Here is a 17911-nt window from a genome sequence, read left to right as displayed (position 1 = left end):
TGACTGTGCAGAAGCAGAGGCCTACGAAATTCCATGCAGTACCGACAACGACGCAAAATCAAGGAATAAAGGAGACAGGCAGCATGAAACTGAAACCACGCAAGATTCTGTTGGCACTCGCGCTGGCCGCCGCGGCTGCGGGGACCTCCGTCGCCACTACCGCGCAGGCGGGCACGCTGACCGCCAACATCGCGTTCAAAGGCGCGAGCCAGCGCGCGGTCTGGCAGTCGGTCATCGACGAGTTCAAGAAGGCGCACCCCGGTATCGACGTGAAGGTGTCGTTCGTCGATGAAGAAGCGTACAAGGTGCAATTGCCCGGCTGGCTTACGACCGTTGCTCCCGATATCGTCAACTGGCATGACGGCGAACGCATGGCCTATTACGCGCAGCGCGGCCTGTTCGAAGACCTGAGCGGCGACTGGGCGAAGAACGGCTGGAACGACATGTATGCGTCGACGAAGGAAGCGTCGTCGTATAAGGGCAAGCAGTACGCCGCGCCGACCGTGTACTACTCGTGGGGCATGTTCTATCGCAAGGATCTGTTCCAGAAGGCCGGCATTAGCGGCGAGCCGAAAACGTGGGATCAGTTTCTCGACGACTGCAAGAAGCTGAAGGCCGCCGGCATCACGCCGATTGCGGTGGCGGGGCGCGACGCATGGACGCTCGCCGGCTGGTTCGATTATCTCGACTTGCGATTGAACGGCAATGCGTTCCACCAGAAGCTGATGGCGGGCGAGATCGCGTATACCGACCCGCGTGTGAAGAAGGTCTACACGACCTGGAAGCAATTGATCGACGCGGGCTATTTCATCGACAACTCGCTCTCCTACGATCTCGATTCCGTGCAGCCGTTCCTGTTCCAGGGCAAGGCGGCGATGATGCTGATGGGCACGTTCATTACCGCTGGTTTCCCGGCGAATGTGAAACCGGAGATGAGCTACTTCCAGTTCCCGATCATCGACTCGAAGGTGCCGACCGCCGAAGACGGCCCGGTCGAGTCGCTGCATATTCCGTCGAAGGCGAAGAACAAGGCGGATGCGCACACGTTCCTCGCGTTCGTCGAGACACCGGAAATCGGCGCGAAGCTGGCCACCGGGCTCGGTTCGCTGTCGGCGAACAGCAAGTCGCCGGAACCGGAAGACCCGATCTCCCGGATCGGCTTCCAGATTCTTGCGAACACGAAAGGCGGCATTGCGCAGTTCTATGATCGTGACATGACCAAGGAAATGGCCGACGAAGGGATGAAGGGGATGCAGCAGTTCATATCAGACCCGACGAAACTTGACGATGTGCTCGCGCAGCTCGAGCAGACGCGCAAGCGGATTTACAAGAAGTGAGTGGCGGCGGCCGCGAGGCCGCCTTTGGTTGTAGCTGATCGGCAAGGATGTTGCGTGGGACCGGGGCGAGGGCTAAAGCACTGACTCTGGTCGACAGCTTTGCATGGGACCCGAGTAAGCGCTGAAGCACTGACTCGGGTCGACAGCTTTGCATGGGACCCGAGTAAGCGCTAAAGCGCTAACTCGGGTCGACAGGAGAATCATCGTGTCGCATTCCGTCACCCGCCGCTCCGTCGGCGGTCCTGCTGAACCCGGCGGTCCGGGCTTGCCCACGCCGGGCGGCGCGTTGCGCGGCCGGCCCGCCGGTGGGCGGCGGCGCCGGCCGTCGCCCACCGCGCGCCGGCAGCGGCGCGCCGCCTTTCTGTTCCTTGCGCCCGCCTGCGTGATGGTGGCCATCTACGTGGTCTGGCCGATCCTGTCGACCATCCGCCTGAGCTTTTTCAACTGGGACGGAATGAGCGAGCCGTCGTTCATCGGTCTCGCGAACTACGTGGAACTGTTCCATGCGCAGACGTTCTACACGGCGCTCAAGAACAACCTCATCTGGCTGCTGCTGTTCCTGCTCGCTCCGCCAATGGGACTGGCCGTCGCGTTGTATCTGAACCAGGCGGTGGCCGGCATCCGCATCGTCAAGTCGCTGTTCTTCGCGCCGTTCGTGTTGTCGGGCGTGGTGGTCGGCTTGATCTTCTCGTGGTTTTACGACCCGACCTTCGGCCTGCTCGCGCTGATTCTCGGCCACGGCGTGCCGGTGCTCGGCGACCCGCGCTACGCGACCCTCGGGATCGTGTTCGCGGCGCTGTGGCCGCAAACCGCTTATTGCATGATTCTCTATCTGACCGGCCTGACTTCGCTGAACGCCGAACAGATCGAGGCAGCGCGCATGGAGGGGGCACGTGGCTGGTCCATGCTGTGGCACGTGATCCTGCCGCAACTGCGGCCCACCACGTTCATGGCGATCGTCGTGACCATCATCGGCGCGCTGCGCAGTTTCGATCTGATCTCGGTGATGACGGGCGGCGGTCCATTCGAAAGTTCGACCGTGCTCGCGTATTACATGTACGACCAGGCGATCAAGTACTACCGCATTGGATATTCGGCGGCGGTGGCGGTCGTGCTGTTCGCCATCATGCTCGTGTACATCGTTTATCACTTGCGGCGGATGCTGCGCGCCGAGCAATAAGGAGCCGACCATGTTTCCCGTTCCCATCGACAAATGGAAGCCGGCCACTCGCCGCATGTACAAACTGACGCTGCCTGTCGCACTGCTGATCTGGCTGCTGCCGATGATCGCGGTGCTGGTCACGTCTGTGCGCTCGTCGGAGGAACTGAGCGAGGGCAACTACTGGGGATGGCCGAAGCACTTCGCGATGTTCGATAACTACCGCGAGGCCCTGACCACGTCGCCAATGTTGCATTACTTCTGGAACAGCGTACTGATTACGGTGCCTGCGGTGGTGGGGTCGATTGCATTGGCCGCGATGGCCGGATTTGCTCTGGCCATCTACCGGTTTCGCGGCAATTCGACCTTGTTCGCCACGTTCGTGGCGGGAAATTTCGTGCCCGTGCAGGTGCTGATGATCCCGGTGCGGGATTTGTCCTTGCAACTCGGCCTGTTCAATACCGTCAGCGCACTGATTCTCTTTCACGTGTCGTTTCAAACGGGATTCTGCGCGCTGTTTCTGCGCAACTTCATCAAGCAGTTGCCGTTCGAACTGGTCGAGGCGGCGCGCATCGAGGGCGCGAACGAGTGGGCCGTGTTCTTCAGGATCGTGCTGCCGTTGATCCGGCCGGCACTCGCGGCATTGGCGATTCTCGTGTTCACGTTTGTCTGGAACGACTATTTCTGGGCGCTGTGTCTGACGCAAGGCGACGATGCCGCGCCGATCACCGTGGGCGTGGCCGCATTGAAAGGGCAATGGACCACGGCATGGAATCTTGTTTCAGCGGGATCGATTCTCGCGGCATTGCCTTCGGTGGCGATGTTCTTCGCGATGCAGAAGCATTTCGTGGCCGGCTTGACGTTCGGGGCGACGAAGGGATGAAGCGGCTGCGGTTGGGTGCGGGAAAGGTCGCCTCGCGCGCGCGGTTTCGCCGTGCCAGCCTGTCTTTCACCACCGCGTGACAGCATCCGCACTGCATCCATGAGAGAAAACGCGCGCCTGTCGTCGTCATTATAAAAAGTAGGAATCCTGTCGAGACGGAAGGTGAGACAGGATTCCCGATGCGCGTCATTTAATTGCCGAAGAAGATGTTGCAGAAACTCACTGGGCCGACGCAACTCGAACTGGCCGGCATGTGTGTGCGCGTGCCGGACGAGGTGTTGCCATCCTGCGTCATGCCACCATACGACGACTGCGTGGTTTGCGCTGCGTCCTGCGCCGCGACCTTCGCTTCGGCTGCCTGAATCGAGGCGGGATAGTCAGCGTCGTCCGCAAGCGAGGGGTTGTAGCCTGCCTGTTCGAGGCGCACCAGGTCGGCGCGCACTTCGGCGCGCGTGACCGGCGCATTCGATTGCGCGAAGCTCAGAACAGGGGCGGCCAACGCGCCGGCGGCGAGAGCGAAGCAAACAAGAGCTTTTTTCATGATAAAGATTCCTTCGTGAATGAGTTGAATTGACGGGCAACGATTGCCTGGAAACGGTGCGTATTTAGCTGCCGAAATACGGAGTGCAGAAACCTGCGGGACCGACACACTGCTGGGTGTTCGTGTGAACGTGTTCTTTGGCCGAAGCCTGTGTCACAACGCCTGCCGAAGCGAGAACGATCAGCGAGAGGATGAGTGAAAGTTTGCTTTTCATTTTGGATGCCTAAATAGAAGGAAATTGTAAATACCTTGCGGTTCGAGTGAAGCTACGTCTTTGCCAACCTACCAACCTACCAACTTGCCAACCTGTCCCACTTGCAACCGGAGCATCGCGCATCGACTTGTTTGATGAGTCGCGATGTCATGTTTGCTGCTGTCTACGTAAGGGCAAACACATCGGGTTTCCGCTTATTCCAAAATTTTTTCGCGGAAAAGCATCGGATGTGTTTCTTACATTTTCCTGAACATCGAGAAGCGAGAGTGTTCGACGGTTGCTGCCGCCACCGATGCCGGAATCGCTCCGCGCAGGCGTCGCCGGAAAACGACCGGCATCGCGGAAAGCCTCGACCAGAGGGCCGCCAGACGTTTTCGCCATAAGGTCTGACGATTACATTTATTAAAGTTTTGCGTTTTTCATGTCGATATCCAGTCAAATAATCTGGACCATCGGACAAGCGCGAGCCTGCGACATGGCGTGCGCTAACCGGGGATTTGCCCATTCGGGGGAATGAATCTTGAATCACCAACGATCGCCATGGTCGCGCACTGCGGCTCCGGGCGAAGTCATCTATTCCGAAGGCTTCGCGGGCGACGCCGTCGTCTACGTTATTGCAGACGGCAAAGTCGAAATCTCCACACAGTGCGACGAGAAGAAAGTGATTCTCGCCACACTGGGCAAAGGCGAGTTTTTCGGCGAGGCGGCTTTGTTGCCGCCCGAACCACGAGCGCATACAGCCAAAGCACTGAGCTTCTGTCAATTGACCGTCGTCGCGGCGGATGTGGTGGAGGAGGAACTCGCGCGCGTGTCGCCGTTGCTGCGCCATATCGTCCGCACGCTGATCCGGCGGGTGAAAAAGAAGGACGACGTCCTCGCCACCAATACGCATGCCGACTTTCTGCCGGGCGTGGTCTCCTACGCTCACGTTCTTTCGTTGATGGCGGGAAGCGAGAACGTCGACAGATTCGACGGCCGTCTGCGCCGCGCGCAAGGCGAGGAATTCTCGGTGCCGTTGCCGGAAGTGGTCAAGAAATGCCATGCGATTGCCGGTCATTCGCGTCCGCATGTGATGGCCATGCTCAAACGGATGGAGAAGCTCAATCTCGTTTCGCTGGAACCCGGCCGCTCCGATCGCGTGAGCAATACGTCGGCGCGCTATTCCGCGCAGGACGGCGCGACGAGCCGGCAACTGGTCACGTTCGATCCGGTGCGAATCATCGAGCGTGCCCAACAGGTGGCGGACCACGATCTCGATCTCTCCATTAGCAGCGAACTGGAGCTGATCGAACTGAACGATCTGGAGGCGTTGATCGGTGTCGAGAAGAAGGTGATTCTCAACAAACTGTCGCACTCGGAGATTGCGGAAGATATCTTTGCGTTTCGCAAGACCAGGGTGTTGAACTATGTCGAGGAAAAGGGCATCAGCTATTTTTCGCGGCGCAGTACGCGCGGTTTGAATGACCTGAAGTCGCTCGACGATCTGGAGTTTGTCGACCAGCGCACGTTGTTCGAAGCGGTGAGCGCGTTCGACACCTACGACCTCGCGAAACTGCTTTCCGCGCTGACCGGGCAGCCGGTCGCCGAACGCCTGCTCTCCGTGATGACCGAAGCGAGAAAGAAGGAGGTCTCTTGGGTCATGCGTCGTGAGATCAAGATCGATCCGCTCGAAATTGCCGAAATCGAAGAGCGTTTTCTCGAGACCGTGCGAGCGATCAAGGCGCCGGTTGCCACGGCTGCGCCGCTTTCCAATCTGGATGTCTGACGCGCAATTCGCCGGCGCCAGGCATTATCGACTTAGGAATTCGATGGTCCGGGTGGCCATTCGAGAGGATGTATGGATCTTTTGACGCTATTTGGCGCCTTGTTCGGCGTAACGGCGATCGTCGCGGGCTTCTCGCTCGAGGGTGGCCACTTCACCTCGCTGTTTCAGTTGGAGGCGCTCGTCATCGTTCTTGGCGGCACCTTCGGCGCGGTGATGATCCAGAATACCTGGGCGAGGTTTTATGACGGCTTGAAGCAACTTCGCCTCGCGTTTGTGAAGGCGAGGCAGGTCGATCGTGAGAGCCTCGCCATCCTGCTCGAGTGGGGTGATCAGGCCAAGCTCAACGGCATGCTGGTGTTCGAATCGATCGGGGCGGGCGGCATCAATCCGTTTGCGCAAAGAGGTCTGGAGTTGCTGGCCAATGGCGTATCAACGGCGGTGCTCGAAGACGCATTGCAACGGGAACTGGTTGCCTATGAGCGCAATCACATGGCGGCGGCGCGGATCTGGCAACAGGCGGGCGGCTATGCGCCGACGTTCGGCATTCTGGGCGCGGTGCTCGGTCTGATTCAGGTGACCGGCCATATGCTCGAACCCGCGCAACTCGGACAAGGTATTGCAATGGCTTTCGTTGCGACACTCTACGGCCTTGCTCTGGCGAATCTGGTCTTTCTGCCGTTGTACGGAAAGATCAGGGCGCAGGTGGACAGCGAACTGCGCTTCAGGCGTTTATATCTCGACGGCTTGCTCGCGATCTCGCGCAAGGAGTCGCCTCACACAATCGAAACGCGGCTCGCGGGCGACGTGCGGGAAAGATCCGCCGAGTTGCTGGGCTAGCCGGACTGGGCCACGCCGTTAGCAGGAGGCATGGCGCGAAGCGCACGTGATTTCGAACGCAAACCTTTCGGATATGAACACCTCCTCGGGTAACAAGCGCCTCACGGCGGATAAGACCGGCTATGACGCCGCCGACGAAGGCGAGGAGCAGTCCGGACGCTGGCTGATTTCCTACGCCGACCTCATCACCACGCTGATGGTGTTGTTCCTTGCGCTTTATGTGCTTCAGTTGGCAAAAACGAGGGAGCTGGAAATCAAGGCGCTGGAGCGGCACGCAGTGACAGCAGCGGCATCCGCGGGCAGCATCCCATCGTCCAATGCATCGGCGCCCGCGCCCGATACCTCGAAGCAGCGGTTGCTGGCTCTGCTGGAGCCGCTTCAGGACAACCGCCAGATTACGATTTCGAACGCCGCGCAGGGCGTTGAAGTCGCCATCAACGCGAAGATTCTGTTCAACTCGGGCGATGCGCGTCTATTGCCGGAATCGTTCGAGGTGTTGAACCAGATTGCCCGCGTGCTGCGCGACCGGTCGAAGAACAACATCCTCGTGGAAGGCCACACGGACAGTGTGCCCATCTCGACGGCCAAGTACGAATCCAATTGGGAGCTATCTTCCGCACGGGCAGGCGCGGTGGTGCGCTTCTTCGCGGACAAAGGTATCGAGGCGCACAGAATGGCCGCGATTGGCCGCGCCGACAATTTCCCCTTGATTATCGGTGACGACACGGCAGCGCGCGCCGCGAACCGGCGCGTGACCATTCTCGTCGAGTACTGAGCTGTGCGTGCGTGCGCGCCAGAGCAGCGGGAGCCTCGGGCCGCGTGACGGTTCACTTCACACCCGCTTTCACGGCGCCTTCGCGGGCATGAACTTGAACGAAGGCGTCGGCACGAAAGAACCCGATGCATCACCCGACACTACCTGGCCGGCGTCGATGGTCAGCTTCATCACGGGCGCGCCCGGTTTCAGATTCAACCTGTGCAGCGGCACCCAGAACGTATCGGGCCGCGTCGACGAATCGAAGTAATACACGAGATTCTTCTGGTCGGACACGGTGCGCCAGATCGTCGATGAGATATTCGGCTGGCCCGGCGTCGTGATACCGAGCGGCACACTGACGGCGCGCATCACGCTCATCACGCCGGCGGCCGCCTGAAACGCATACGATTGCTGGGGCACGCCGGCAATATAGTTGGGATCGAGGCGCTTCGGAATGGCATCCATCAGAAACGATGCGCGCACGAAACGATCCGCCGCGCGATTCGTGCCCGGCAGGAAGGTGAGACCGCCAACGCCTTTCCAGTAGGTGTCGAGAGCAAGCTGTTCGCTATAGATAGGCGAATTGGTCATGATCTTGAATGCCTTGCCGTGATGGATCACGAGCTTGCCGTCGAGATATTCGAGAATGGCCGAATCGCCCTGCGAATCCGAAAGCGCGAGATGCAACGTCAACGGTTTGCCGTTGGGCAAGGGCGGGGCAATGATCTGGAAGGGCTCGCGGCCGAGCGCGTCGACCGCCTCGGCCACCGTGGCGAAATTATCGAGGGCGTACTGCGCCCACAGGCTGATCGACAAGGGCGGGCGCGACGCGTCAGGTTTGCCGTAATCGGTTTCGGTCAAATAGAGCACGTTGGTCACGAGGCCGCGCTCGTTCATGCCGTCGACGCTGCCAATTTCGTAGCCGGATACGACCACGCTGCCGTATTTCGAAGTCCAGTGCGGCGTGCGCGGTCCCGCTGCGCCGTCACGTTCGATCCCGGCGGGAAAGACCCAGAGATTCGACCGCATGTCTTCAGACCAGTCCATCGAGCGCCCGGTCATCACGGTGCCGTCATCGCCCACATAGAGCGCGCGCGTGCAGCCGTTGGCGAGCGACGAGGCGAATGCGGCAAAAGCGGCGAGGACCGATCCGGCCACGGCATACCGGAACATGCGAAGCACACGGGACATGACGATCTCCTTGAAACGGGCCCTTGGATTGGCCATTTCGAGGCGGCTTGGGTTGCCGCCAGGGAGAGAATAGCGGATTCGTCGAGCGATGCTCAACCTGCGGCCGGTCCGCTGACCGACGCAGCGGATCACAAGGCGATTGCGTCACGAGGAACGTAGGCGAACCTCGTGACGTCCGCGCGAGGCACGTGCTCAACCGCCCGAATAGAGCGACCGGTTCAGATTGGCAAGCTGACCGTCGTTCTCGGCTTGCACGAGTTCATGGCGAACCTGGGCCCGCGTTTTCGGCGCGACGCCGGCGGCGTTTGCGGACCATTGCGGCTGCCCGACCGGTGCGCTCTGCGAGGAATTCGCGTCGGCAGCGGGAGCCGGCAGCACCGCGGCGTGAGCAACACTTCCGGCCACGCACGCAGCCAAAGTCAAAGCGATCATCGAAACTTTCATGTCGTTCTCCTTGAACGGCTGGATAAGAGACGCCCGCAAATCGGAGTGCAAGGGCAGAGACCGGGGCTTGCCGGATCCGATAGCTTCATTGAGGCGGCGTTGACGTATTGAACCGTGCGGGCGTATCTGGCATGTGTCGAGAAAGCGGCGATTTGCAATGTTATGTATCGCCGCCATCCACGGATACGGTTCGATACAAAGTCGGACTACTCTTTTTGCGCGAGCAAGGCCTGAATCTTCGCTTCCGTCTGCGCATAGGCGCCTTCGCCGAAATGCGTGTAGACGATCTGTCCTTTTCTATCGATCAGATAGAACGCCGGCCAGTATTGATTCTCGTAAGCGGTCCACGTCGCATAGCGGTTGTCCTGAGCGACCGGGTATGTGATGCCGAAGCGTTTGAGCGCCGACTCGACGTTGCCGGTGTCGCGCTCGAACGGGTACTCCGGCGTATGCACGCCGATCACCGTCAGCCCCTGGTCTTTGTATTTCTGATGCCAGCTCTTCACGTAGGGCAGCGTGTTGACGCAATTGACGCAGGTATAAGTCCAGAAATCGACCAGCACCACCTTGCCGCGCAGTTGCCGCAGCGTCAGCGGGGCGCTGTTGAGCCAATTCGCAATGCCGGTGAATTCGGGCGCGGGCACATGGCTTTCGAGCGGATCCGCGGCGGCGGCGATACTGCCCGCGGTTGCGGCGGCAATCACCGTGACGGCGGCGAGGGTTTTGAGCTTGGGTCGGCAGAGCATGTCAGAGTCCTTTCAGGAAGAGGCAAGGAACGGCAATTCGCGCTTGAGCCGCGAATGTCCGTATTGGAGCGTGCGCAGGTATCCGGCTTGTGTCGCCCAAACCGCGCGAGTGCAATGTTGTGTATCCGCCCGCCGTCCAGATACACTGCGACACAAATCGCCGTGCGCACCAGGCTATAAAGCAGGCATTGCCCATCACGGAGAGCACCATGAGCGCCGACTTGCTGCAAGGCTCCTGCCACTGCGGGACCGTCAGATTCGAAGTTCGCACCCCGATCGTCCCGGCCGGCCGCTGCAACTGCAGCCTGTGCCGGCGCAAGGGCGCATTGATGACGCCGCTGTTTCCGGCAAGCCAGTTGAAGATTCTGAGCGGCGAAGACGCGCTGACCCTCTATCAATTCAACACGCGGGTGGCGCGGCACTATTTCTGCAAGCACTGTGGTATTTATCCGTTTCATCAGACCCGCAAAGACCCGCTGCAGTGGCGCGTGAACATCGGTTGCCTGGAAGCCTCGGTGGCCGACGGCGCCAGCCTGTCCGTGCTGGAGGACGCATGAAACGCCTGCTCGCGATCCTTGTGTTCGTTTCCGGCGGCCTCGCCGCCGAACTGGCGCATCCGGTGAACTGTTCGCTGTTGTGCACGGGCCGGACGCAGCTAAAACGCCAACGGAGATGATTCATTGATAGAACCCATCGACCACGTGCTGATCGTCGACGACGACCGCGGCATCCGCGAACTGCTCGCCGGCTATCTGGAGAAGAACGGCATGCGCGTCTCGCTCGCGGCGAACGGACGGCAGATGCGCGCGGCGCTGGAGCAGGGCGCGCCCGATCTGATCGTGCTCGACCTGATGATGCCCGGCGAGGATGGTCTGGTGCTGTGCCGCGAGTTGCGCGCGGGCAAATTCCGTGCAGTGCCGGTGGTGATGCTGACTGCGCGCAACGAGGAAGCCGACCGCATCGTCGGCCTGGAAATGGGCGCCGACGACTACCTGCCCAAGCCCTTCGCCGTGCGTGAATTGCTTGCACGCATTCGCGCCGTGCTGCGCCGCGCGCGCATGCTGCCGCCCGGCATGCAGGTCACGGAATCGGCACCGATGCTCGCCTTCGGCGACTGGCGGCTCGACACCACCGCGCGCCATCTGCTCGACGCCGAGGGCACCATGGTGGCGCTGAGCGGCGCCGAGTACCGCTTGCTGCGCGTGTTTCTCGATCATCCGCAGCGGGTGCTGACGCGCGATCAACTGCTCAATCTCACGCAAGGTCGCCAGGCCGATCAGTTCGACCGGTCGATCGACCTGATGGTGAGCCGCTTGCGCCAGCGCTTGCGCGACGTCGCGCGCGAGCCGCGCTACATCAAGACGCTGCGCAGCGAGGGCTATGTGTTTTCCGCGGCGGTGACCGCCATCGAGGATCTGCAATGAGCCGTGGGTCATGGTTGCACTGGCCGCGCACGCTGTTCGCGCGGCTCGCGCTGATTCTTTTCGTCGGCCTTGCGCTGGCGCAGACGCTGTCGTTCTGGCTCACGCTGACCGAACGCGACCAGACCATGACCAACGTGATGATGGGCTATATCGAGCGTGAAGTGAGCAGCTCGGTGGCGCTGCTCGATCATTTGCCGCCCAACGAACGCGTGCAGTGGCTGCCGCGGCTTGCGCGGCGCAGCTACGAGTTCATCCTCGGGCCCGGCATGACCGGCGGACCGGTGGATGCGCGTCTGTCCGCGCGCGTGGCGCAGTCCATCGCGGACGGCATCGGCACTCGCTATCCGCTGACGGTGAATGCGGTCCCCGGCGACAACGAGCGCCTGCAGGTTCATCTGCGGCTGAGCGACGGCACGCCGCTGACGATCGACCTGCGCCCCATGCCGGGCGCGCCGCTATCGCGCTGGCTGCCGCTCGTGCTCGCGTTGCAACTGGCGGTGCTGGTCGCGTGCTGCTGGCTGGCGGTGCGGCTCGCCACGCGCCCGCTGCATCAATTGGCCGTCGCCGCGGATACGCTCGGCCCCGACCTGAAGGCGGCGCGTCTGCCGGAAGACGGCCCGTCGGAAGTGTCGCGCGCCGCGCGCGCATTCAACGCGATGCAGGACCGCATCGCCACCTACATGACCGAACGCATGCAGATCCTGGCGGCGATTTCACACGACCTGCAAACGCCGATCACGCGGATGCGGCTGCGCGTCGATGTGATGGACGACGACGAGCAGGGCGCGAAGCTGCGTCAGGATCTGCATGAGATGGAAAGCCTGGTGAAGGAAGGCGTGACGTACGCGCGCACGCTGCATGGCGCGACTGAAGTGCCGCGCCGCGTCGACCCGGACGCGCTGCTCGACAGCCTCGTGTGTGACTATGTGGACGCCGGCCAGGCGGTGAGTCTGCAGGGACGGCTCGGCGTCTCGCTGATGACGCGTCCGCAGGCGTTGCGCCGCATACTCGGCAACCTGGTGGACAACGCGCTGAAATTCGGCGGCGCCGCCGAGATCACCGCGAGCGTGTTGGCAGGTGGGCAGACGCAGATCGCGGTGCTCGACCGCGGTCCCGGCATACCGGCGCAGTCGCTGGAAGCGGTGTTCGAGCCGTTCTACCGGCTCGAAGCATCGCGCAATCGCGATACGGGCGGCACGGGGCTGGGCCTTGCCATCGCGCGGCAGCTTGCCATGGCGATGGATGCGACGCTGTCGCTGCATAACCGGCCCGGCGGCGGCCTGGAAGCGCGCCTGACGTTGAGCCCTCCGCGCTGAAAATGTCCGCCTTTGCGTATCACCGCGCGCCGGCGGCCGGACCTCAGCGATCGAGCGCCAGATATTGATGAAGCGACTGGATCGCCGCGGCGCCTTCGCCAACGGCGGCCGCCACGCGCTTCACCGAGCCGCTGCGAACGTCGCCCACGGCGAAAATGCCGGGCCGGCTCGTCTCCAGATAATGCGGCGGTCGCTCGGACGACCATTGGTGGAGCGCATCGGGGCCCGTCAGCACGAAGCCGTGCTTGTCGAGCGCGACGCAATCGCCGAGCCAGGCGGTACTGGGTTGCGCACCGAGAAACAGGAACACGTGGCGGATCGGTTTCTCCTCGAGGTATCCCTGAGTGTCCCATTTGATCGATTCGAGTTGTGTCGCGCCGTTCAGTTCGACAATCTGCGTGCGCACATGAACGGTGATGTTCGCCGTCGCTTCGATCCGTCTGATCAGATAGTTCGACATGCTCGCGTGGAGTCCGTCGCCGCGAATCGCGATATGAACGTGCCGCGCGAATCCCGAGAGAAACACGGCGGCCTGGCCGGCTGAATTGCCGCCGCCCACGATAACCAGTTCTTCGTTGTTGCAGAACGCGGCTTCCATGAACGTTGCGCTGTAGTAGATTCCGCGGCCTTCGAATTGTTCGAGGCGCGGCAACAGCGGTTTCCGATAGCGCGCGCCGGTAGCGATCACGACCGCGCTCGCGTACACGTGCTCGTCATAGTTGAGGCGCAGGTGAAACCGGGACGCGTCATCGCATTCGATACCGAGCACTTCAATAGGCACGCCGACTTCGGCGCCGAATTTCCGGCATTGGGACAGGCCGCGGCCGGCGAGCGCTTGCCCCGAAATGCCGGTCGGGAATCCGAAGTAGTTTTCGATCTTCGAGCTGGTGCCCGCCTGGCCGCCGGGCGCCTTGGTGTCGAGAACCGCGACCCGTAGTCCTTCGGACGCCGCGTAGACCGCGGCCGCGAGGCCGGCCGGTCCCGCGCCGACCACGACCACGTCGAAGCGCTCGCCGTTCAACCGGTCGGGGCTCAGGCCGATCGCATCGGCCACCGCCCGGTTGGTCGGCTGCTTGAGCACGGTGCCTTGCTGCGTGATGATCACCGGGATGTCCGCTTCGGTCGCGTCATAACGCTCGAGAAGCGCGCTGGCGGCCTCGTGCTCGACGATATCGAAGTAAGCGAAAGGCTGAGCATTGCGGCTCAAGAAATGCCGCAGAGCGAGCGTGGCCCAGGACGCCGAGCTGCCGATGACCAGAAGCCCTCCGTGCTGATCCTGAATGAACGCGACGCGCCGCAAAATATACGCGCGCATGATCGTTTCGCTCAGCTGCGCCTCCGCGACAACGAGCGCCCGCAGCGACTCCTCGTCGATCACGATCACTTCGCAATCGCGGGTGGCGCGCGCCGTCGAGACCGCGCCGCGGCCCGCCAGCGTGCCCACCTCGCCGGTAAAGCTGCCGGGGCCGTGCTCGCCCAGCACATGGCGCTTCTCTCCCGCGCCTCGCGTCACCTCGATCGTGCCGGAGACGATGGTGAACATGGGAATGTGCCGGTCTCCTTCGGAGAACAGGATGTCGCCCGCTTTCAGGCGGCGGCGTTCGCCGTAGCGCTCCAGCACCGCGAACTGATCTTCATCGAGCCTCGGGAAAATCTGATGATGACGGCTGCCGCCCGCCACCAGGTCTTCAAGTCTGCTTGACGATTGATTGCCCATTGGATGTTCCGAATAGAGGACGCGCATTGCGACCGTGGTGAGCTTGCCGCCGGATAGCGCGCCTGCGCAAACAGACTGCACCACCGGAAACGACGGCGCGGCGCACTATCCGCGGAGATTGTGCGCCCGAGTTCCGCGCCCGGTAAAGTGCGGAAAAGAGGAGTGTCCTGCTCGCGGCGCGCATCGGCAAAACGATCACCGCGATGACGCCGCTCGCACTTTTCACGTTGTCAAGTCGTGTCCCGATGACAAAAAAAATCCCCCCGCGAATTTCTTTTCTTTATTTATATTCGCGCTGCATGGATTGTCCCGTTTCCTCATGAATATAGCGTCACATTAATGACCTCTGTCACATCTGGCGATGTAAATTGTCCGCGAATGGTTTTCCGGAGAGCATCACACATGGTCAAGCACCGAATCAGTGCCGCCTTCCTTTGCGCGCTGATTGTCACGTTCGCGCAGACATGCCAGGCGCAATACACCACAGACTGGCTGGCAAACACGTTCGGCACCCTCGCCGCGCACGTGGGCAACACAGCACGCTCGATGTGGGTCGCGCCTGAAGGCGTCATCTACACCGCTTCACTGTGGGACGAAAACGAGGGCGGCGTCGCGATCTATCGAAATGGCCAGAGCATCGGTTCGATCGGAACGCATGCCGACTTTCAGGGCAGCGCCATTACCGGCAATGCCACGTCGATCTTCGCAGCATTGCAGTACAACAAGTCGTTCGGCAGCGGCTCGGTGGGGCGCTACAACCGGGCCACGCAAACGCGCGACCTGATCATTCCCGTCAGCGTGTGGACGGGCATCCCGCATGCGGATGTGATCACCGGCCTCGCGACCGCGGGCTCGCTGCTGTATGCGAGCGACTTCTTCGGCAATCGCGTGCGGGTCTTCACGACCGACGGCGTCTGGCAGCAGGACATCAAGATATCCGGTCCCGGCGCGCTGGCGTTGGATGGCGCCGGTAATCTCTGGGTCGCGCAGCAGAGCGCGGGCGCGATCGTCGAATTCAGTGCGGCAGGCGCATTACTGAACACGATTCAGATGCCGTCCGCGTCGCGGCCGTCCGCGCTTTATTTCGATGCAGCGTCCGGGCAACTGATGGTGGGCGACCAGGGGCCGGATATGAACATCAAGCGCTACACCATTACGGGCACGCCGACGCTTGTCGGCACCTTCGGCATTCAGGGCGGTTATCTCGACACCACCAGCGGCATCAAAGGGCAGGTGGGCGACAAGCGCTTCACGCGCGTGGTCGGCATCGGCAGGGACGCCGCCGGCAACCTGTACGTGCTGAACAACCCGTGGGGCGGCGGCTGGGATCTCGGGCGCAACGGCGCGACCGACCTTCACGCATACGACACCGCCGGCAATCTCGAATGGAAGCTGCAGTCGCTGAACTTCGAGGCGGTCGCGGCCCCGGACCCGTCGACCGACGGCGCCTACTTCTACAGCGGCACCCAGATTCACACCGGCACGGCGGGCGGCACGTTCGTCGCGAACACGGTCGATCCGTTCGCCTATCCGTCCGATCCACGCCTGAACATGAACGACACGCAGCGCGGCCAGCACTTCGGCCAGTTAGTCACGGTGGGCGGCAACCGGATTCTGGTGGCGTCCGGACAGAACCCCGGCGTCTTCAACTTTTTCCATTTCAACCCGGCGAGCGGCTACATCGCGATACCGGACGCGTCGATTCCCGGCACGGCGTTCAATACGGACCGTCAGGTCACGGGCGGGTTTTGCATCGACAGCCGGGGCGACGTGTGGGCCGGCCTCGACCGCACGAATCACATTTACCACTATCCGCTGACCGGCTTCGACGGCAACGGAAAACCTTCATGGGGTCCGGCGGTCACCCTCTCCATTCCGCAGAGCATCCGGCCGCTCACGCGCATCATCTACCTCGCGGAGAGCGACACCATGATTCTCGCGCAAGGGATTGCCGGAAGCTGGGACTGGACGGCCATGCAGTCGCGCATCGAGGTGTATCACGGCTGGAGCGCGGGCAACACCACGCGGCCCGACCCGGTGATCAATCTCACCAGCGCCAATCCCAAGTCGATCACGGCGGCGGGCAATTATCTGTTCGTCGGTTATGTGCATACGGTGCCGAATATCGACGCCTTCAATCTCACCACCGGCCAACTCGTCACCACGCTGACCAATTCGAATCCGGCAAGTCTGGATGTCGGTAACGACGTCGATTCGATGTACGGTCTGCGGGCCTATCTCCGAGCCGCGGGCGAGTACGTGATCACCAAGGACAACTACAACGGCTCCAGCGTCGTGGTGTATCGCTGGACGCCGTGACGGCGGTGGCTCGGTGATTGAACGACACCCATCGGATAAGATACGGCCCGCGCTGTCATTTTCCGAACAGAAGGAGTGGTTTCAATGATTCAACCGAGCAACGTATTCACGGACAACCTCGCGCAGATGCCCGGCATCGAGGGCATCGCGCGCATCGACCTGGTCGACGGCAAGGGCGCCGTGGTGGCGAGCATCGAGAACAAGCCGGGTAAGCAAGGCTCGCTCGCGGTGTACAACTATCTGCAGCAGACCTTCGACACGCTCGACGCCAAGGCGGCCGGGCACGGTCTCGCGGTGTTCGCCGAGCATACGGCCGATGCGCGCAACCGCCCCGGCGCGCACCCGAACGTCGATATCCTGCTCGCGATCGCGGCAGGCGGTGAAGCCTTGCGTATCGACGTCGTCGCCGCGGGCTGAAGGCTATAATTTCGCCACCCCACCCGGAAAGAAATCTCTTCGATGTCGAGCATCGCCAAGCTTCTCTCCATACTCGAACTCTTTTCCGAAGGACGCCCCTTTCTTTCCGCGGAAGAAGTGGCTGCCGAACTCGACTGCTCGATTCCCACCGCCTACCGCTATGTGCGTGAGCTGGTCGAGTCCGGCATGCTGGTGCGCTTCACGGGTGGCGAATATGGACTCGGTCCGCGCATCATCAAGCTCGACTACAACCTGCGCATGTCCGATCCGCTGCTGAAGGTGGGGCAACCCATCATGCGCGAATTGAGCGAGCACTCCGGCTTCGACGTGGTGATGTCGCGCTGGTACGGTGACGAGCTGGTGGATACGCATCGCGAGAGTCTCGATTCAAAGCTCGATCTGCGCTATGGGCGCGGACGTCCCCGGCCGCTCTTTCTTGGCGCGGCGCCGAAGGCCATTCTCTCGACTTTCCCGAAGGCGAAGCTCGCGCTGCTGTTCGAGCGGCATGCCGCCGACATCGCAACGAGCGGCCTGGGTCCGACGTTCGAAGACTTCCGCTCCGCCTTGCATAAGATCCGCCGGGCAGGCTTCTATCTGTCGAAAGGCGAACTGGAAGCAGGCGTCTCGGCCATCGCCGCTCCGCTTTTCACCGACGATCAAGGCGAAGCCGTCGGTTCGCTCGCCCTGATCGTGCCCACGCCGCGGCTCGAGTTCGTGAATCTGGAACGGCTCGTCGAGCTGATTCGCGAAGCCGCCGCCCGCACGTCCCAGCGCACGCGCGCCCTCATTTCCGGCTGAGCGCTGCCGGTGTTCGAGCCGCGCTAGCGGCAGCGCGCGCGGCTTG

18 protein-coding genes are annotated in these 17911 nt (G+C 61.9%); 13 read left to right on the top strand and 5 right to left on the bottom strand.

Annotation, left to right across the window (positions count from 1 at the left end; all coding sequences use genetic code 11):
• Positions 1-83: 83 nt before the first annotated feature.
• The 3 genes from CJU94_RS24540 to CJU94_RS24530 all read left to right on the top strand — a co-directional run bounded on the left by CJU94_RS24540 (position 84) and on the right by CJU94_RS24530 (position 3379).
• Positions 84-1337 carry an ABC transporter substrate-binding protein gene (locus CJU94_RS24540; RefSeq protein WP_095421256.1) on the top strand — a complete coding sequence of 418 codons (1254 nt, stop codon included), beginning with the start codon at positions 84-86 and terminating at the stop codon, positions 1335-1337.
• Between the two features lie 205 nt (positions 1338-1542).
• Complete coding sequence (locus tag CJU94_RS24535; protein ID WP_095421255.1) at positions 1543-2517, top strand: carbohydrate ABC transporter permease; 975 nt, start codon at positions 1543-1545, stop codon at positions 2515-2517.
• 10 nt (positions 2518-2527) lie between these two features.
• Positions 2528-3379 carry a carbohydrate ABC transporter permease gene (locus tag CJU94_RS24530; protein WP_095421254.1) on the top strand — a complete coding sequence of 284 codons (852 nt, stop codon included), beginning with the start codon at positions 2528-2530 and terminating at the stop codon, positions 3377-3379.
• A 190-nt stretch (positions 3380-3569) separates the two neighbouring features.
• On the opposite strand, the gene CJU94_RS24525 is transcribed toward CJU94_RS24530, so the two are convergent.
• Positions 3570-3920 carry a DUF4148 domain-containing protein gene (locus tag CJU94_RS24525; RefSeq protein WP_095421253.1) on the bottom strand — a complete coding sequence of 117 codons (351 nt, stop codon included), beginning with the start codon at positions 3918-3920 and terminating at the stop codon, positions 3570-3572.
• Positions 3921-4654: 734 nt separating this feature from the next.
• Between CJU94_RS24525 and CJU94_RS24520 the strand changes: the two genes are divergently transcribed.
• From CJU94_RS24520 to CJU94_RS24510, 3 genes are all read left to right on the top strand, one after another.
• Entirely contained in the window at positions 4655-5899 is a 1245-nt protein-coding gene (locus CJU94_RS24520) for a Crp/Fnr family transcriptional regulator (RefSeq protein ID WP_095421252.1), read from the top strand.
• Between the two features lie 72 nt (positions 5900-5971).
• Positions 5972-6736, top strand: a complete 765-nt coding sequence (locus CJU94_RS24515; RefSeq protein WP_095421251.1) for a flagellar motor protein — start codon at positions 5972-5974, stop codon at positions 6734-6736.
• 73 nt (positions 6737-6809) lie between these two features.
• Complete coding sequence (locus CJU94_RS24510; protein WP_095422776.1) at positions 6810-7511, top strand: OmpA family protein; 702 nt, start codon at positions 6810-6812, stop codon at positions 7509-7511.
• 69 nt (positions 7512-7580) lie between these two features.
• Here CJU94_RS24510 and CJU94_RS24505 read toward each other — a convergent pair whose 3' ends face one another.
• The 3 genes from CJU94_RS24505 to CJU94_RS24495 all read right to left on the bottom strand — a co-directional run bounded on the left by CJU94_RS24505 (position 7581) and on the right by CJU94_RS24495 (position 9874).
• Complete coding sequence (locus tag CJU94_RS24505) at positions 7581-8684, bottom strand: linear amide C-N hydrolase (RefSeq protein ID WP_208645406.1); 1104 nt, start codon at positions 8682-8684, stop codon at positions 7581-7583.
• Positions 8685-8876: 192 nt separating this feature from the next.
• Positions 8877-9128 carry a DUF4148 domain-containing protein gene (locus CJU94_RS24500; RefSeq protein ID WP_095421250.1) on the bottom strand — a complete coding sequence of 84 codons (252 nt, stop codon included), beginning with the start codon at positions 9126-9128 and terminating at the stop codon, positions 8877-8879.
• Positions 9129-9334: 206 nt separating this feature from the next.
• Positions 9335-9874 (bottom strand): thioredoxin family protein, encoded by a 540-nt coding sequence (locus CJU94_RS24495; protein WP_095421249.1) that lies wholly within the window; start codon positions 9872-9874, stop codon positions 9335-9337.
• A gap of 209 nt (positions 9875-10083) precedes the next feature.
• Here CJU94_RS24495 and CJU94_RS24490 point away from each other — a divergent pair, with 209 nt between their 5' ends.
• The 4 genes from CJU94_RS24490 to CJU94_RS24480 are packed head-to-tail and all read left to right on the top strand — an operon-like array spanning position 10084 to position 12614.
• The gene (locus CJU94_RS24490) at positions 10084-10431 is read left to right on the top strand and encodes a GFA family protein (RefSeq protein ID WP_095421248.1); all 348 of its coding nucleotides are present in this window, start codon (positions 10084-10086) and stop codon (positions 10429-10431) included.
• Positions 10428-10550 (top strand): hypothetical protein, encoded by a 123-nt coding sequence (locus CJU94_RS42295; protein ID WP_279636658.1) that lies wholly within the window; start codon positions 10428-10430, stop codon positions 10548-10550. The genes CJU94_RS24490 and CJU94_RS42295 overlap by 4 nt, the downstream gene beginning before the upstream one ends.
• 7 nt (positions 10551-10557) lie before the next feature.
• Complete coding sequence (locus tag CJU94_RS24485) at positions 10558-11298, top strand: response regulator (protein WP_095422774.1); 741 nt, start codon at positions 10558-10560, stop codon at positions 11296-11298.
• A complete protein-coding gene (locus CJU94_RS24480; RefSeq protein ID WP_095421247.1) occupies positions 11295-12614 on the top strand; it encodes a sensor histidine kinase in 1320 nt (439 codons plus the stop codon). Before CJU94_RS24485 ends, CJU94_RS24480 begins: the two co-directional genes overlap by 4 nt.
• A gap of 43 nt (positions 12615-12657) precedes the next feature.
• On the opposite strand, the gene CJU94_RS24475 is transcribed toward CJU94_RS24480, so the two are convergent.
• Positions 12658-14331, bottom strand: coding sequence for an FAD-dependent oxidoreductase (locus CJU94_RS24475; RefSeq protein ID WP_095421246.1), 1674 nt, complete (start codon positions 14329-14331; stop codon positions 12658-12660).
• A 402-nt stretch (positions 14332-14733) separates the two neighbouring features.
• Between CJU94_RS24475 and CJU94_RS24470 the strand changes: the two genes are divergently transcribed.
• From CJU94_RS24470 to CJU94_RS24460, 3 genes are all read left to right on the top strand, one after another.
• On the top strand, positions 14734-16650 hold the full coding sequence (locus CJU94_RS24470; protein ID WP_095421245.1) for an SMP-30/gluconolactonase/LRE family protein: 1917 nt from the start codon (positions 14734-14736) through the stop codon (positions 16648-16650).
• An 84-nt stretch (positions 16651-16734) separates the two neighbouring features.
• The gene (locus CJU94_RS24465) at positions 16735-17067 is read left to right on the top strand and encodes a DUF2322 family protein (protein WP_095421244.1); all 333 of its coding nucleotides are present in this window, start codon (positions 16735-16737) and stop codon (positions 17065-17067) included.
• 42 nt (positions 17068-17109) lie between these two features.
• Positions 17110-17865, top strand: a complete 756-nt coding sequence (locus CJU94_RS24460) for an IclR family transcriptional regulator (protein WP_095421243.1) — start codon at positions 17110-17112, stop codon at positions 17863-17865.
• Positions 17866-17911: the final 46 nt, after the last annotated feature.

This window comes from Paraburkholderia aromaticivorans (genome assembly GCF_002278075.1).
Classification (GTDB): Bacteria; Pseudomonadota; Gammaproteobacteria; order Burkholderiales; family Burkholderiaceae; genus Paraburkholderia; species Paraburkholderia aromaticivorans.
The sequence above is the reverse complement of the archived record's forward strand: the minus strand, read 5'-3'. Positions and strand labels throughout refer to the sequence as shown.